Source organism: Acinetobacter sp. yr461 (assembly GCF_900110445.1).
In the GTDB taxonomy this organism is placed as follows: domain Bacteria; phylum Pseudomonadota; class Gammaproteobacteria; order Pseudomonadales; family Moraxellaceae; genus Acinetobacter; species Acinetobacter calcoaceticus.
Map to the genome: position 1 here is coordinate 63,671 of NZ_FODU01000002.1, position 16,000 is coordinate 79,670.

At 41.1% G+C, this 16,000-nt stretch carries 14 protein-coding genes, 1 tRNA gene and 1 pseudogene; 9 read left to right on the forward strand and 7 right to left on the reverse strand.

Going from position 1 to position 16,000, the window contains the following annotated elements; translation table 11 throughout:
• Complete coding sequence (locus BMW38_RS04780; protein ID WP_092706242.1) at positions 1-252, forward strand: YfhL family 4Fe-4S dicluster ferredoxin; 252 nt, start codon at positions 1-3, stop codon at positions 250-252.
• 247 nt (positions 253-499) lie between these two features.
• On the forward strand, positions 500-829 hold the full coding sequence (gene abeS, locus BMW38_RS04785) for a multidrug efflux SMR transporter AbeS (protein WP_003650669.1): 330 nt from the start codon (positions 500-502) through the stop codon (positions 827-829).
• Positions 830-903: 74 nt separating this feature from the next.
• Here the strand turns inward: abeS and BMW38_RS04790 are convergent, their stop codons facing one another.
• The 5 genes from BMW38_RS04790 to BMW38_RS04810 all read right to left on the reverse strand — a co-directional run bounded on the left by BMW38_RS04790 (position 904) and on the right by BMW38_RS04810 (position 5,173).
• Entirely contained in the window at positions 904-1,680 is a 777-nt protein-coding gene (locus BMW38_RS04790; RefSeq protein WP_017387976.1) for an ABC transporter ATP-binding protein, read from the reverse strand.
• A gap of 12 nt (positions 1,681-1,692) precedes the next feature.
• Positions 1,693-2,406, reverse strand: coding sequence for an ABC transporter permease (locus BMW38_RS04795; RefSeq protein ID WP_092706244.1), 714 nt, complete (start codon positions 2,404-2,406; stop codon positions 1,693-1,695).
• Entirely contained in the window at positions 2,403-3,092 is a 690-nt protein-coding gene (locus BMW38_RS04800) for an ABC transporter permease (protein WP_092706246.1), read from the reverse strand. The genes BMW38_RS04795 and BMW38_RS04800 overlap by 4 nt, the downstream gene beginning before the upstream one ends.
• A gap of 91 nt (positions 3,093-3,183) precedes the next feature.
• Positions 3,184-3,969, reverse strand: a complete 786-nt coding sequence (locus BMW38_RS04805) for an ABC transporter substrate-binding protein (RefSeq protein ID WP_092706248.1) — start codon at positions 3,967-3,969, stop codon at positions 3,184-3,186.
• A gap of 175 nt (positions 3,970-4,144) precedes the next feature.
• Positions 4,145-5,173, reverse strand: coding sequence for a LysR family transcriptional regulator (locus tag BMW38_RS04810; protein WP_092706250.1), 1,029 nt, complete (start codon positions 5,171-5,173; stop codon positions 4,145-4,147).
• Positions 5,174-5,370: 197 nt separating this feature from the next.
• Here BMW38_RS04810 and adeF point away from each other — a divergent pair, with 197 nt between their 5' ends.
• The 3 genes from adeF to BMW38_RS04825 are packed head-to-tail and all read left to right on the forward strand — an operon-like array spanning position 5,371 to position 11,265.
• Positions 5,371-6,591 (forward strand): multidrug efflux RND transporter periplasmic adaptor subunit AdeF, encoded by a 1,221-nt coding sequence (adeF, locus tag BMW38_RS04815; protein ID WP_092706252.1) that lies wholly within the window; start codon positions 5,371-5,373, stop codon positions 6,589-6,591.
• Between the two features lie 6 nt (positions 6,592-6,597).
• Complete coding sequence (gene adeG / locus BMW38_RS04820) at positions 6,598-9,777, forward strand: multidrug efflux RND transporter permease subunit AdeG (protein WP_092706254.1); 3,180 nt, start codon at positions 6,598-6,600, stop codon at positions 9,775-9,777.
• Positions 9,778-9,789: 12 nt separating this feature from the next.
• Complete coding sequence (locus tag BMW38_RS04825; protein WP_092706256.1) at positions 9,790-11,265, forward strand: efflux transporter outer membrane subunit; 1,476 nt, start codon at positions 9,790-9,792, stop codon at positions 11,263-11,265.
• A 62-nt stretch (positions 11,266-11,327) separates the two neighbouring features.
• Here BMW38_RS04825 and glyA read toward each other — a convergent pair whose 3' ends face one another.
• The gene (gene glyA, locus BMW38_RS04830) at positions 11,328-12,581 is read right to left on the reverse strand and encodes a serine hydroxymethyltransferase (RefSeq protein ID WP_003650657.1); all 1,254 of its coding nucleotides are present in this window, start codon (positions 12,579-12,581) and stop codon (positions 11,328-11,330) included.
• A 59-nt stretch (positions 12,582-12,640) separates the two neighbouring features.
• Between glyA and BMW38_RS19570 the strand changes: the two are divergent.
• A pseudogene (locus BMW38_RS19570) lies at positions 12,641-12,733 on the forward strand (hypothetical protein); the annotation flags it as partial.
• Between the two features lie 92 nt (positions 12,734-12,825).
• On the opposite strand, the gene BMW38_RS04835 reads toward BMW38_RS19570, so the two are convergent.
• Positions 12,826-14,055 (reverse strand): alpha/beta hydrolase, encoded by a 1,230-nt coding sequence (locus BMW38_RS04835; RefSeq protein ID WP_092706613.1) that lies wholly within the window; start codon positions 14,053-14,055, stop codon positions 12,826-12,828.
• A 246-nt stretch (positions 14,056-14,301) separates the two neighbouring features.
• Between BMW38_RS04835 and BMW38_RS04840 the strand changes: the two genes are divergently transcribed.
• The 3 genes from BMW38_RS04840 (at position 14,302) to BMW38_RS04850 (ending at position 15,946) form a co-directional block, all read left to right on the forward strand.
• Complete coding sequence (locus tag BMW38_RS04840) at positions 14,302-14,988, forward strand: 3'-5' exonuclease (RefSeq protein WP_092706258.1); 687 nt, start codon at positions 14,302-14,304, stop codon at positions 14,986-14,988.
• Between the two features lie 147 nt (positions 14,989-15,135).
• Positions 15,136-15,768 (forward strand): hypothetical protein, encoded by a 633-nt coding sequence (locus BMW38_RS04845; RefSeq protein WP_092706260.1) that lies wholly within the window; start codon positions 15,136-15,138, stop codon positions 15,766-15,768.
• Between the two features lie 101 nt (positions 15,769-15,869).
• A tRNA-Arg gene (locus tag BMW38_RS04850) sits at positions 15,870-15,946 on the forward strand.
• Positions 15,947-16,000 lie beyond the last annotated feature (54 nt).

The window sequence follows — 16,000 nt, forward strand, 5'->3', positions numbered from 1 at the left end:
ATGGCACTTTTGATTACAAGTGAATGTATTAATTGTGATATGTGCTTACCGGAATGCCCCAACATCGCCATTTTTGAAGGGAGTAAAGTTTATGAAATTGATCCACTCCGTTGTACCGAGTGTGTAGGCTTTTACGATGCGCCAACATGTAAGGCGGTTTGTCCAATCGATTGTATAAAACAAGATCCGGCACATATTGAAACCCAAGATCAACTATTAGAAAAATTTAAGGGATTAAATATAGTTGGCTAATCTATCTTTTAAAAAGTTTATAGAGGATCAAGCTAAAGTCGCTGATCCTCTAAATGACTGCACGGATCAATGATTAAATAAACGAATAAATAGCTGATACCACTTTGCTAGTGATAAAATCAAATGATCAGTTCAGTTTGATTTACTTGTATTTGTGTACCAAAAAAATTGCACAATCGTTAAAACTGGTCAAACCATTTCAACATTTCATATAAATTGATTAAAACTCATTCTGGCGTAGCTCCCCATGTCTTATCTTTATTTAGCAATTGCGATTGCTTGTGAAGTCATTGCAACTTCAGCTTTAAAAGCATCTCAAGGTTTTACTGTTCCAATTCCTTCGATTATTACTGTTGTAGGTTATGCAATTGCTTTTTATTTATTGTCTCTGACGCTAAAAACAATTCCGATCGGAATTGCATATGCCATTTGGTCTGGCGCGGGTATTATTTTAATTTCTGCAATTGGCTGGATATTTTACAAACAGCATTTAGACTTGGCAGCCTGCATTGGTCTTACTTTAATGATCGCAGGCATTATCATTATTAATGTGTTTTCTAAAAATACTCATCTATAAAATATAATTAAAAAAACAACCGAGTACGGTGAGAATCTTTTATAAAAAATTTCACCATACTCGGTATGAACAGCTTATTTTAAACTGCCCGTTAGAAACTGCTTTAAGCGTTCACTTTTCGGGTTATTGAGTACTTCATCAGGATGACCCTGTTCTTCAATCTTCCCTTGATGCAAAAAAATTACTTGATTAGACACATGACGCGCAAAACCCATTTCATGTGTCACCACAATCATGGTGCGCCCTTCTTCAGCCAAGCCTTGCATTACTTTGAGTACTTCACCCACCAACTCTGGGTCAAGCGCACTGGTTGGTTCATCAAACAACATAACTTCCGGTTCCATAGCCAAAGCACGAGCAATCGCTACACGCTGCTGCTGGCCACCAGATAAAAATGCAGGATATTTACTTTCAACACTTTCAGGCAAACCAACTTTACGTAGATATTTCCGCGCCCGCTCTTCTGCCTCAGCACGTTTTACCCCAAGTACATGAATTGGTCCTTCAATAACATTTTCCAGCACCGTCATGTGTGACCATAAATTAAAATGCTGAAATACCATCATGAGCTGGGTACGCATTTTTTGTAGTTGCTTTGGGTCAACCACTTTTAAATTGCCTTTTTTATCAAAGACTGTGCGTAGTTTTTCACCATTAAGTTTAATGGTGCCATTGCTCGGTTGTTCTAAAAAGTTAATACAACGTAGCAAGGTACTTTTACCTGAACCAGATGAACCAATGATACTAATGACATCACCAGCATTTGCATCAAGTGATATCCCTTTCAGTACTTCATGATCGCCAAATGTTTTGTGTAAATCACGAATCACTAGTTTTGCAACTTGTTCCATTATTTATGTCTCCTAATGATTCGATGGCTTTAAAAATGCCAACCAACGTTTTTCCAACTTACGAAATAGCCAAATCAAAATAAATGCCAGCATCGCATACAACACCGCGGCAATTCCAAAAGCATTGAAGGTGTCATAGGTTGCCGCATTCACATCACGCGCAATTTTTAAAATGTCAGGAACAGTTGCTGTAAATGCAATGGTTGTCGCGTGCAACATCAAAATGACTTCATTCCCATAAAATGGTAAAGCACGGCGCAACATCGATGGAATGATAATGCGAGTATAGAGTTTCCATTTGGACATACCGAAAGCTTGTGCAGCTTCAATCTCGCCATGTGGAATAGAACGGATCGCTCCAGCAAAGATTTCAGTGGTATATGCACCAGTATTGAGCGCGAATGCCAAAATGGTGCAATTTATACCCTCTCGAAAAAATGCATCGAGAGTCTGCTGTTCATGGATGTAATCAAAGCTGTAAATGCCTGAGTAAATAATCAGCAATTGGATGTACAGTGGTGTGCCACGAAAAACATAGGTATACAACCAAACTGGGCCACGCAACCAAAGATTTTCTGATACTCGTGCAAGTGATAAAGGCACAGCAAGCACAAAACCAATACCAATAGAAAGCACCAATAACCAAGCAGTCATCGCCACTCCGGTCATTTGTAAACCATCAGTCCAAAGGTATGCCTGCCAATATTGTTGAAGGATTTCAATCATAATTGTCCCTTCCTCACACCAGCAGAATAACGACGTTCAAGCCACATTAAAATCAGGTTCGAGACGGTGGTAATTGCCAAATAAATGGCAGCAGCCACGATGCTGAAAAAGAACAGTTGCATGGTACTTCTACCTGCATCTTGTGTAATTTTTACAATGTCAGTCAGGCCAATAATTGAAACCAGTGCGGTTGCCTTAATCAAGACTTGCCAGTTGTTACCAATGCCTGGCAATGCAAAACGCATCATTTGAGGGAATAATACACGGCGAAAAACCTGCCAAGGGGTCATACCATAGGCCTTTGCTGCTTCAATTTGCCCCGTTGGAACCGATTGAAATGCACCACGAAAGGTCTCGGTAAAATATGCACCATAAATGAACGCTAAAGTAATCACACCAGCCACAAATGGATTGATATCAATTTGGTCCATTTGCAGTGATTCAGTAATTTGGTTTAGACCCAACTGCAAGCTATAAAATAACAGCAGCATAATGACCAAGTCTGGCACACTACGGATGAGTGTCGTATAGGCGGTCGCAATATAGCGTAAGGCTTTAAAACTAGAGAGTTTTGAGCTCGCACCAATTAAGCCAATAATGACAGAAAGCAAAAGTGACAACAGCGCAAGCTGGAGGGTCATCCATGTCCCGCTGAGAAGGAGTGGCCCATAGCCAGATAAAAACATGACTCATCTTCTCCTTAAAAACAATATCTAATATTGATGAGATGAGAATAGATTTAAAAATGTCGGCACTCAGCCGACATTTTTCACATCATTAGTAAATGTTAAAGGAGAAATATTTTTTCTCTAGTTTCTTGTATGTACCATCCGCAATGATTGCTGCGAGTGCTTTATCAATATTCGCTTTTAAATCTGCATCTTCTTTGCGTAAACCAATCGCTGCACCTACACCCAGTGTTTTTGCATCAACTACATTGCCACCGACAAATGCAAAGTTTTTGCCTTTTGGTTGTTTTAAGAAAGCACCATCAACCATGATTGCATCTTGTAAAGTTGCATCTAAACGACCTGACATCATGTCTTGATAAATCAAATCTTGGACTGGATAAGGTACAACGGTTACACCTTTTGGTGCCCAATAGGTTTTAGCATAAGTTTCTTGAATTGTGCCCTGTTGTACACCTACACGTTTACCTTTCAAAGAGGCAGCTGTAGGCAATAACGGCGAGCCTTTTTTTGCAACCATACGCGTTGGCGTGTTGTAGACTTTGTTACTAAACAAAATTTGTTTCGCACGTTCATCAGTGACCGTCATTGATGAAAGAATGCCGTCAAATTTTTTCGCTTTAAGTGCTGGAATCATCCCATCAAAAGAGTTTTCAACCCAAACACATTTGGCTTTGAGTTTTGCACAAACGGCATTACCCAAATCAACGTCAAAACCAGTTAACTTGCCATCTGGTGTTTTATATTCAAACGGCGCATAAGAGGACTCAGTACCAAAACGAATCACCTTCCAATCCTTTGCTTGAACATTCGTCGCAACAGCAGCCAAAACTAAGGTTGTTGAAACGAACATTTTTTTCATAAAGCTTGCCATCTTGAAGCTTCTCCTTAAAAATCCAAATAAGGTGATAAAAATTTGAGTATTTCTAACTTACTCTTCTGCCGAAATAATTGCAATTTCTATACCATAAATTAAGGATTTATGAAGATGACTAAACAGTGGATTGTATTAAGTGATTAATTGTTGAAAAATCACTCAAAATATGAAGCTAATTTTTGAGTGCATAGGCTTCTGCCATATTTTCATTTTCAACCAATGTCCGAATGGTATATTCATGGTTATGTTCTTTGGCACTGGCAAATTCACATTTCTGATCCCATGACATTGAGCAACCACTTAATAGATGGCAACTCGCAAATAATTCAGCCACCCAATCTACAAACACACGAACTTTAGGCGATAAATGCCGATTTTGTAAATAAACAACAGAAATTGGCATTGGTGCTGGACGCCACTCTGTAAGAACCTCTTTCAAGGCTCCCGACTCCAGATGGTCGGCAACCATGAAACGCGGACACTGAATTAAACCGAAACCTTGAACTGCAAGCCCCACATATGAATCACCATCGTTGACAGAAACACGCCCTTTCACGCCAACGCTATGAATCTCACCATCAACCATAAAATCCCAGTCAATATTACGTCCGGTACGACTATTAAAGTAATGCACGACCTGATGTTTTTGTAGATCTTCAATGGTTTGGGGTTCACCATGTTCAGCCAAATAACGGGGTGCAGCAACCGTCACACACTGAATTGTTCCGATACGACGTGCAACCAAACTTGAATCTTTCAGCTGACCAATACGAATGACACAGTCCACCGCATCTTGTACCAAATCCACTGGACGATCACTCATTCCAATCACCAAATCAATATCGGGATACTTGGCATGAAAGTCACAAAGCATCGGAATCAGGATCAGCCGCCCAATCGAGGCTTTAACATCAATACGTAGTCGGCCTCGTGGTCCACGTTCCGAATCATGAAAATTCGATTCAACATCTTCAACATCGGCTAAAATTCGCGAAGTACGTTCATAATAAACCGCACCATCGGGTGTCAAACTGAGTTTACGAGTGGTTCGGTTCAATAAGCGAACTTGTAAATGTCTCTCTAAACCCTGAATGGTTGTGGTCACAGAAGCACGCGGTAGGCCTAAACTGTCAGCAGCTAAACTGAAACTATTTGTTTCGACAACTTTGTTAAATACTTTCATCGCATGAAATAGATCCACACGCACACTCCTATCAATGCATTTTTTAATTCAAATACATCAATTGTTATAAAAATACGAATAGTGTTATCGAATTTAATATATTTATTCGTGATTGACAAACTTTTATGCTCCGTCCATCCCCCAAACCCTGTTTCTCCCATACGGACCATAATTAAAAGTCTGAAAACAGGTATCCAAATAAGTAGGAGCACCTCATGTCATTTTCCCGCAAACAGTTCGCACTGTCTGCCATCTTTGTTGCCCTTTTAGCAACGGGAGGCAGTTTTATATTTCTACATGAAAATGCCGATGCAAAAGCTGCACCGACCACAGCCCAACAAGCTGCTACTGTTGATGTCTCTCCTGTCGTCAGCAAAACCATTACCGATTGGCAAGAATATTCCGGTCGCTTAGAAGCCATTGATCAAGTTGATATTCGGCCTCAGGTTTCGGGCAAACTCATTGCCGTTCATTTTAAAGATGGGAGTCTGGTTAGAAAAGGCGAGTTACTTTTTACAATTGACCCTCGTCCATTTGAAGCAGAACTCAATCGTGCACAAGCACAACTTGCTTCAGCCGAAGCGCAAGTCACCTATACAGCAACCAATCTTTCCCGTATACAACGTCTAATTCAAAGTAATGCTGTATCACGCCAAGAGCTTGATCTGGCAGAAAATGATGCACGCTCAGCCAGTGCCAACCTACAAGCAGCCAGAGCAGCCGTTCAATCTGCACGCTTAAATCTTGAATACACCCGTATTACTGCACCAGTCAGCGGCCGAATTTCTCGTGCTGAAGTGACCGTGGGTAATGTGGTTTCTGCGGGTAACGGAGCACAAGTTTTAACGAGTTTAGTGTCAGTATCCCGTCTCTATGCATCTTTTGATGTTGATGAACAAACTTACCTGAAATACATCAGTAATCAACGCAATTCAGCACAGGTTCCTGTCTATATGGGACTTGCCAATGAAACTGGTTTCTCGCGTGAAGGGACTATCAACTCAATCGACAATAACCTAGATACAACCTCAGGTACGATTCGTGTTCGAGCGACTTTCGACAACCCAAACGGAGTTTTATTACCGGGTTTATATGCTCGGATTCGTCTAGGTGGCGGCCAACCACGTTCAGCCATTCTCATTAGCCCAACCGCAATTGGGGTCGATCAAGATAAGCGTTTTGTTGTTGTAGTCGATGCTAAAAACCAGACCGCTTACCGTGAAATAAAAATCGGGGCGCAACAAGATGGCTTGCAAATCGTAAATAGCGGATTACAAGCGGGCGACCGTATTGTGGTGAATGGTTTACAGCGCATTCGTCCGGGTGACCCAGTTACGCCGCACCTCGTCCCGATGCCGAATGCACAAATCACTGCAAGTACTAACACGCCTCAACCTCAGCCAACAGAAAAAATATCAACTCCGGCAAAAGGTTAATCGCATATGAATATTTCCAAATTTTTTATTGATCGGCCGATCTTTGCTGGTGTGTTATCAGTATTGATTTTGCTTGCTGGTCTACTTTCAGTATTTAAGTTACCGATTTCCGAATATCCAGAAGTTGTTCCGCCATCTGTGGTGGTGCGCGCTCAATATCCGGGTGCAAACCCAAAAGTAATTGCCGAAACTGTTGCCTCTCCGCTTGAAGAATCGATCAACGGCGTCGAAGACATGCTGTATATGCAATCTCAAGCAAACAGCGACGGTAACTTAACCATTACCGTGAACTTCAAACTCGGTATTGACCCAGATAAAGCTCAACAATTGGTTCAAAACCGCGTGTCTCAGGCAATGCCTCGTTTACCTGAAGATGTACAGCGTTTAGGTGTCACCACGTTAAAAAGCTCTCCCACTTTAACCATGGTTGTACATCTGACTTCACCAGATAACCGCTACGACATGACTTACTTACGTAACTACGCTGTACTGAACGTAAAAGATCGTTTGGCACGCTTACAAGGTGTAGGTGAAGTCGGTTTATTTGGTTCTGGTGACTACGCTATGCGTGTGTGGCTCGACCCACAAAAAGTAGCGCAACGTAATCTCACAGCCACTGAAATTGTGAATGCAATCCGTGAACAAAATATTCAGGTTGCGGCAGGTACAATTGGTGCGTCACCAACTAATTCACCTGTACAACTTTCAGTGAATGCTCAAGGTCGCTTAACGACTGAGCAAGAATTTGCAGACATTATTTTAAAAACTGCACCCGATGGCGCGGTTACCCGATTGGGTGATGTTGCCCGTGTTGAACTTGCAGCCTCACAATATGGCTTGCGTTCATTGCTTGATAATAAACAAGCAGTTGCCATTCCAATTTTCCAAGCTCCGGGTGCCAATGCTTTGCAAGTTTCCGATCAAGTGCGTAGCACGATGAAAGAGCTTTCAAAAGATTTCCCATCTTCAATTAAATACGACATTGTTTACGACCCGACTCAATTCGTACGCTCTAGTATTAAAGCAGTCGTTCATACCTTGCTTGAAGCAATTGCACTGGTTGTTGTGGTTGTTATTTTATTCTTACAAACATGGCGCGCGTCGATTATTCCATTGCTTGCGGTACCAGTTTCTATTATTGGTACATTTGCACTTATGCTTGCCTTTGGGTATTCCATCAATGCGTTATCGCTATTCGGGATGGTACTTGCCATCGGCATTGTGGTCGATGACGCGATTGTCGTTGTCGAAAATGTCGAGAGGAATATTGAAGCAGGCTTAAGCCCAAGAGATGCAACTTATCGCGCCATGCGAGAAGTAAGTGGTCCAATTATAGCGATTGCTTTAACGCTGGTTGCCGTGTTCGTTCCACTTGCCTTTATGACAGGCTTAACAGGGCAATTTTATAAACAATTTGCCATGACCATTGCCATTTCAACTGTCATTTCGGCATTTAACTCCCTTACGCTCTCTCCAGCTTTAGCTGCCATGTTACTTAAAGGGCACGATGCTAAACCTGATGCATTAACACGCATTATGAACCGCATATTTGGACGTTTCTTTGCGCTGTTTAACCGCGTATTTACCCGTGCGTCAGACAACTATGGTAAAGGCGTAAGTCGTGTCATATCTCATAAAGCATCGGCAATGGGTGTCTATGCAGCACTTCTCGGCTTAACCGTTGGTATTTCTTATATTGTTCCTGGTGGCTTCGTTCCTGCCCAAGACAAACAATATTTAATTAGCTTTGCTCAATTACCAAATGGCGCTTCATTAGATCGTACCGAAGCAGTCATTCGTAAAATGAGCGATACAGCACTTAAGCAACCTGGTGTAGAAAGTGCTGTTGCCTTCCCTGGCTTATCCATTAACGGTTTTACCAACAGCTCAAGTGCCGGTATTGTCTTTGTGACCTTAAAGCCATTCGATGAACGTAAGGCCAAAGACTTATCTGCTAATGCAATTGCAGGTACTCTCAACCAGAAATATTCAGCCATTCAAGATGCCTATATTGCAGTTTTCCCACCACCACCCGTGATGGGCTTAGGTACTATGGGCGGCTTTAAACTCCAACTTGAAGACCGAGGTGCCTTAGGCTATTCGGCATTGAATGATGCTGCACAAAACTTTATGAAAGCAGCACAATCGGCCCCTGAACTTGGTCCAATGTTCTCAAGTTATCAAATTAATGTACCTCAGCTTAATGTTGATCTGGACCGTGTAAAAGCCAAGCAGCAAGGTGTGGCTGTAACCGATGTGTTCAACACCATGCAGATTTATTTAGGCTCTCAGTACGTCAACGACTTTAACCGCTTTGGACGTGTTTATCAGGTTCGAGCGCAAGCCGATGCTCCTTTCCGTGCTAACCCTGAAGATATTTTGCAGCTTAAAACCCGCAACAGTGCCGGACAAATGGTGCCTTTATCCTCATTGGTGAATGTGACTCAAACCTACGGTCCAGAAATGGTAGTGCGTTATAACGGCTATACCTCAGCGGACATTAACGGCGGCCCTGCACCGGGCTATTCATCTAGCCAAGCTGAAGCTGCTGTTGAACGTATTGCTGCTCAAACCTTACCACGCGGCATTAAGTTTGAATGGACTGATTTAACCTACCAAAAAATCTTGGCTGGTAATGCAGGACTATGGGTATTCCCAATCAGTGTACTACTGGTGTTCTTAGTATTGGCAGCACAATACGAAAGCTTAACTCTGCCATTAGCTGTAATTCTCATTGTGCCAATGGGAATCTTGGCGGCTCTGACAGGTGTTTGGCTGACAGGTGGAGATAACAATATCTTTACCCAAATTGGTCTGATGGTACTGGTCGGGCTGGCCTGTAAAAATGCCATTTTGATTGTCGAATTTGCAAGGGAACTTGAAATGCAAGGTGCAACTGCATTTAATGCCGCAGTTGAAGCAAGTCGTCTGCGTTTACGCCCAATTTTAATGACGTCAATTGCATTTATTATGGGTGTAGTACCACTGGTTACCTCAACAGGTGCAGGTTCTGAAATGCGTCATGCCATGGGTATTGCCGTGTTCTTTGGCATGATCGGAGTAACGTTGTTTGGTTTATTCCTCACCCCTGCCTTTTATGTCCTGATTCGTACACTCAACAGCAAACATAAACTGCATTCGGCAGCCGTTCATGAAGCGCCATTAGCTAACCCACATGATCACTAAGGAGGACATTTGATGACATCATCAAAACAAAAATGGTTAGTGTCCTCACTCATGGGAAGCCTGCTCCTTGCAGGCTGCTCATTGGCTCCAGAATATCAACCTGCAAAGGTGATAGTTCCAGTCAAATTTAAAGAGTCAGACCCTAAACTTGAAGATAGTAACTGGAAAATTGCTCAACCTGCCGATGCACAATCACGTGGCGAATGGTGGCGTGTTTTTAATGACCCACTATTAAACGAACTAGAGCAACAAGCAATTGCTGGTAACCAAAACCTTAAAGCTGCTGCTGCCAATATTCAGGCTTCACGTGCGTTACGTTCAGCAGCGCAAGCGGAACGCTTACCAAGTATTGGTGCTGGCTTTGGCCCAACTCGCCAAAAACCATCTCCCGCTTCACTGGGTTTAGATGATAATGCGCATACATCTGCACAAACCTTATGGCGTGCCCAAGCTAGTGTTTCATATGAGCTCGATTTATTTGGCCGTATTGCTAGTAATGTCAATGCAGCAACAGCCGATGTACAGCAACAAGAAGCGCTATACCAGTCGGCACTTTTAGCATTACAAGCAGATGTTGCACAAGGCTATTTTCTAATTCGCCAGCTTGATGCTGAACAAGTAATTTATAATCGCACTATTAAATTACTTGGTGAGACTAGAGATCTAGTTCAAACTCGATTTCGTAATGGTTTAGTCAGTGAATTAGATGTTTCTCGCGCGCAGACTGAACTGGCTACAGCCCAAACCAATGCACTAACCATTGCCCGTAACCGAACAACTGCAGAACATGCACTTGCTGTTTTACTTGGAAAAACGCCAGCTGACTTCAACCTAGCAGCTCAACCCTTAGCAACAAACAGCATTCGCCTTCCAGCAGGTTTACCTTCAACTTTGCTTGAAAGACGGCCTGACATTGCTGCTGCTGAACGTGCTATGGCAGCAGATAACGCACGTATTGGAATTGCACGCGCTGCTTTTTTTCCAAAACTAGATCTAACAGGTGCTCTCGGTTATGAATCATCAACTTTAGGTGATTTAGGTAAATGGTCGAGCCGCACATTCTTGCTTGGGCCAGTCGCAGGCACTATTTTATCTTTACCCTTGTTTGATGGTGGGCAACGTAAAGCTGGAGTTGCTCAAGCGCGAGCTGCTTATGAAGAAAGCGTTGCGAATTATCGCCAAACAGTGCTGAATGCATTCCGTGAAGTTGAAAATGGTTTGTCCGATCAACGCATTCTCGATCAGCAAATTCAAGCTCAAAATCAAGCTCTCTCCTCTTCTCGCCATGCAAATCAGCTTTCTCATCTACGTTATCGTGAAGGTGCTATCAGCTATCTTGATGTAATTGATTCTGACCGTACTATTTTGCAACAAGAGCAACTTTCTGCTCAGCTTAACGGCAGCAGAATGATGGCTAGTGTAGATTTAATTCGGGCATTAGGTGGTGGATGGTATGATGCCGAGTCATCGCTAAAAACTAAAAGTTAATTCTTACGTAATTAACTAGATATAAAAAAAGCGCCATACGGCGCTTTTTTTATATCTACAACTTATTGTGCATATACAGGGAATTTTGCACAAACAGTTTCAACTTTCGCTTTTACATCAGCAATAACTTTTTCGTCACCTTTGCTGTCAATCACATCAGCGATCCAACCAGCAAGTTCACGAACTTCAGCTTCACCGAAACCACGAGTTGTTACTGCTGGAGTACCGATACGGATACCAGAAGTCACAAATGGAGAGCGTGGATCATTTGGAACTGAGTTTTTATTAACAGTAATGTGAGCAGCACCTAACCAAGCATCTGCCTCTTTACCAGTTACGTCTTGTTTAATTAAAGATAACAAGAATAAGTGGTTGTCAGTACCGCCAGAAACAACGTCATAACCACGAGCGATTAATACTTCAGCCATAGCTTGAGCATTTTTCACAACTTGTTGTTGGTAAGCTTTGAAGTCATCAGACATTGCTTCTTTGAAGCAGATCGCTTTAGCAGCAATCGCATGCATCAATGGACCACCTTGGTTACCAGGGAATACAGCTGATTGAAGTTTTTTCTCGATTTCTTCATTCGCTTTCGCAAGGATTAAACCAGAACGTGGACCACGAAGTGTTTTGTGAGTCGTAGTTGTGGTTACGTCAGCAATTTGAACTGGGTTTGGATATACACCCGCAGCTACAAGACCTGCAACGTGAGCCATATCAACAAAAAGGTAAGCGCCAACTTTGTCCGCGATGTCACGGAAACGTTGCCAATCTACAACACGGCTGTAAGCAGAGAAACCAGCAACGATCATACGTGGCTTGTGCTCTAATGCTAAACGTTCAACTTCTTCGTAATCGATCTCGCCAGTTTCAGAGTTTAGACCATACTGAACCGCGTTATAAGTTTTACCAGAGAAGCTTACTTTTGCACCGTGAGTCAAGTGACCACCGTGAGCCAAGCTCATACCTAAAACAGTATCGCCTGGGTTAAGAAGCGCTAGATAAACAGCAGAGTTAGCTTGTGAGCCAGCGTGTGGTTGAACGTTTGCGTAATCTGCACCAAAAAGTTCTTTAGCACGATCAATCGCCATTTGCTCAATGATATCCACATATTCGCAACCGCCATAATAGCGTTTACCTGGATAACCTTCTGCATATTTGTTCGTAAGTTTTGATCCTTGCGCTTCCATCACAGCAGGAGAGCAATAGTTTTCAGATGCAATTAACTCGATATGTGCTTCTTGACGCTCACCTTCAGAAGCAATTGCTTGAGCTAATTCTGGATCAAATTCAGAAATGGAAATATTGGCAAACATTAGCGGGGGTCCTATAAGTAGGGCTTTTAAGCCGTGCTAAGATTGCGACATATTGTAGCATGAACTTTATAATTAAACAGAATGAAGTTAGCTCAGTTTTAAATAAAAATGGCTCAAGTTTTATAAAAAATGAGCCATTGTTTATAAATCAATAAAAAAGCTGGTTTAACGCTTATATTTTAAATTTTTTCATCGTTAACGCTAGATTAAAATGATGTTAAAAATACTTTAAATATCAATAACTCTATTGTGCTGTTAGCAAAGTCTGAACATTTCCAACAATGTTGTCTACATTACTACTCATCGCCGTATTATGGTCCCAGTTACCAGTCACATAACTATTAATTTTAGTGCCTACGACAGTGGCATTAGATATCAAGATATCCGTTGCGACTTTAGGTACTGTCGAATCCGCTACCCCTTGATAAATAATAATCGGTGTAGTGACTTTTGCTTGTAGCGGCTGCGAATCTTTATCTAAGAATGTTTTAACAATCGGGACACCCATAAAGTTAGTTTGTGTACGTGTATAACCATCCAGTGTGCCGCCATGTGTTTCTGCGTAGGTTTGCATATTAACTGCAAAAGTTTGCGCTAATGGTCCCGCACAAATCGTTTCTGCCTGCTGTGCTGTACTTTCTGTTTGTGAAGTAAATACCTGCGAATAATTAAAGCTTGGCTGTGTATTTCGAATGCCAGCTGTAACTAAAGCTGTATAAGTATCAAGCTGTGCATACATTGGGATCTTTTTATCCAAGGTCTCATTTGCAACAGCTTGTTCACCCGCAATTAAAATAAAACCTAAATTAGAAGCTGGTGCTACCGCTACCGTACCTTTATAGTCTAGCTGCGCACGACTCGCATATTGTGCAGCACTCAACGCAGCATGTCCCCCTTGTGAATGCCCGACTGTAAGCCATTTTTTTGAAGTTAATAAATTACGCTGTGATAAATAGTTACGCGTTGCAACCACCGCATCTGTAATTGAAAAAGCCTCACTTTTAACATTTAAAAAAGGATGTATTCCTGGTGTGCCCAAACCTTCATAGTCAGGTGCAACGACAACATAACCCGCTGTAAGTAACTTACTAATTAAATCTTTTGTACTGTCTGCTAAAGCCGTTTTACTTGGTGCACAAACATCTGCAACACCAGTTGTTCCATGTGCCCAGACTACAATTGGCCAACCGCCTGCTGGTGGTGGAGTGTTTGGTGTGAATACCAAACTGGTTGCCTGCACCTCTTGCCCACTTTGGCCCAACATTTTATAAGTTAAAATGCTACTTTCTGCAGCTACTGTTCCCAAATTGGTACTTGTATAGGCATCAACTTTAACAACTGGATTTTGAATATTATTGGCAGGAGTACCGGATGGATCAACAATCGGTGAGTCATCATCACTACTTCCTCCACCACATCCCGTCAACAATAAACTTGTGCTAAGAACACTGGTCATGAACAGTTTCATTTTCATTGCTATATCCCTTAAATTCCATTTTTGTTGTGCTTTAGTTTTTAGTAACATTTTAAATGTCTTACAAACAATTACGCCTAAACTTAATTTTTGGCAAGTCATATTTGATCAAAATTAGCACCGAAATCTTCTACTTCTCAACATAAATTGAATTTCTTGTTCACATCTAACCCTCTCTTTATGTTTTAAAGTGAATAGCCAACTGTTACCATTCATAGCTACTCGTGATTTTTTAAAGGGCCAAATATGCAAGCCATTATTTTAGATACAGAAACTCATACACTAAATGGTTTGCCTATTGAAATTGCGTATGCCCCGATTGAACTGAATGAAGGAAAACTCACCTTAGATAAAAGCAAATTGTTTGATCAGCTCTATCAGGTTGGTGCGCCTATCTCTTATGCTGCAATGGCAGTACACCACATATTAGAAACAGATTTAGAAAACCAGCCTCACTATAAAACCTTTAAATTGCCAGAGACCACAACTTATATTATTGGCCACAATATTGATTACGATATTGCCGCGATTGCTCGTTGTGGTGTTGATGTATCGAATATTAAACCGATTTGTACTTTAGCTTTAGCACGTAAAGTTTGGGCAGATGCAGAGGCTCATAATATCTCAGCACTGATCTATATGATTTCTCAAGGCAGCAGTAAAGCTAGGGAAATGCTTAAAGGTGCTCACCGTGCCGATGCCGATATTATTTTGACTGCTAATATTTTGATGCATATTGTCTATCATCTAAATATTCAAGATATTGAAGAGCTCTACCGAATTTCTGAAGAAGCACGTATCCCCACTAATGTTAACTTTGGTAAGCATAAAGGCACAGCAATTGCTGAACTTCCTAAAGACTATATTCAATGGTTATTACGCCAAGATGAGCTTGATGTCTATCTTCGCAAAGCATTAGAAAGTGCCTTTTAATATTTTAACCAAATGATATTTATAGATTATTCATCATATTGTCATTTTTAAGTTTTATTGTTAACCCCATTTATATTTTATTAAAAACAGTACTGTTCGACTCACAAGATTGAACAGTCTGATTTATTTTTATATTGGGGAAAAGTAATGGCTGGTTTTTATAGAACCAATTTGGGAAGAGTTGCGCTTCAACAACGCAATATTGTTTTAAATGCAAAACAAAGACGTTTGTTACTATTAATAGACCATGAAGATTTTCAGAACTTAAATGGTGAATTTAAAAAACGTATTGCTTCTCCAGAGCTGATTCAACAACTTATAGACTTAAAACTTATTGCCCCAATTGCCTCTACCGATACATCTACTAATGAAGAAATTATTCTAAAAACATCAGCCATAAATAAAGTAGAAGAAAATCAAAAAGAATCTGTTGATAGTTCTATACTGCATTCCCCCCATCTTGTTGGAGAAATCCAGCTTTCCGAGCAAAAAACTTTAGATCAGTCCAGTACTACATATTTTCAACCAGTAATATCTTCTGAGGCTCTTTCTTTCGAAGAAATACAACAGTTAATGATAAAAACACTTAGCAGTTATTGCGGACTAATGACTAAACCACTTGTTCAAAAAATAGAGAAAACTGGAACAATACAAGAGCTTAAATTATGTCAGGTACAATGGATTACAAGTTTGCAAGAATCACGCATTCCCCCTCAAGAACTTGCAAGATCTTTACGTACAATTAACTATTCAATTCAGCTTCTTTCACAAAGCATATAAAATATTGAACAACTTGCTGTTTAATTAAGCATTAAAATCACTTGGCACGTATTTCGTGCTTTACCTGCAAGTGTTTTTTTCCTATGATGTGCCCCACACATGCGCTCGTAGCTCAGTTGGATAGAGTACAGGTTTCCGAAACCTGGGGTCGTGGGTTCGATCCCCGCCGGGCGCACCAGCTTTTATATAATAATTTCTCAATTTATCTTAATTTTATAAAATTCCGACTATT

Coding starts and splice junctions, on each gene's coding strand:
- BMW38_RS04780 (WP_092706242.1), top strand. CDS start 1: ATGGCACTTTTGATTACAAGTGAATGTATTAATTGTGATATGTGCTTA.
- abeS (WP_003650669.1), top strand. CDS start 500: ATGTCTTATCTTTATTTAGCAATTGCGATTGCTTGTGAAGTCATTGCA.
- BMW38_RS04790 (WP_017387976.1), bottom strand. CDS start 1,680: ATGGAACAAGTTGCAAAACTAGTGATTCGTGATTTACACAAAACATTT.
- BMW38_RS04795 (WP_092706244.1), bottom strand. CDS start 2,406: ATGATTGAAATCCTTCAACAATATTGGCAGGCATACCTTTGGACTGAT.
- BMW38_RS04800 (WP_092706246.1), bottom strand. CDS start 3,092: ATGTTTTTATCTGGCTATGGGCCACTCCTTCTCAGCGGGACATGGATG.
- BMW38_RS04805 (WP_092706248.1), bottom strand. CDS start 3,969: ATGGCAAGCTTTATGAAAAAAATGTTCGTTTCAACAACCTTAGTTTTG.
- adeF (WP_092706252.1), top strand. CDS start 5,371: ATGTCATTTTCCCGCAAACAGTTCGCACTGTCTGCCATCTTTGTTGCC.
- adeG (WP_092706254.1), top strand. CDS start 6,598: ATGAATATTTCCAAATTTTTTATTGATCGGCCGATCTTTGCTGGTGTG.
- BMW38_RS04825 (WP_092706256.1), top strand. CDS start 9,790: ATGACATCATCAAAACAAAAATGGTTAGTGTCCTCACTCATGGGAAGC.
- glyA (WP_003650657.1), bottom strand. CDS start 12,581: ATGTTTGCCAATATTTCCATTTCTGAATTTGATCCAGAATTAGCTCAA.
- BMW38_RS04835 (WP_092706613.1), bottom strand. CDS start 14,055: ATGAAAATGAAACTGTTCATGACCAGTGTTCTTAGCACAAGTTTATTG.
- BMW38_RS04840 (WP_092706258.1), top strand. CDS start 14,302: ATGCAAGCCATTATTTTAGATACAGAAACTCATACACTAAATGGTTTG.
- BMW38_RS04845 (WP_092706260.1), top strand. CDS start 15,136: ATGGCTGGTTTTTATAGAACCAATTTGGGAAGAGTTGCGCTTCAACAA.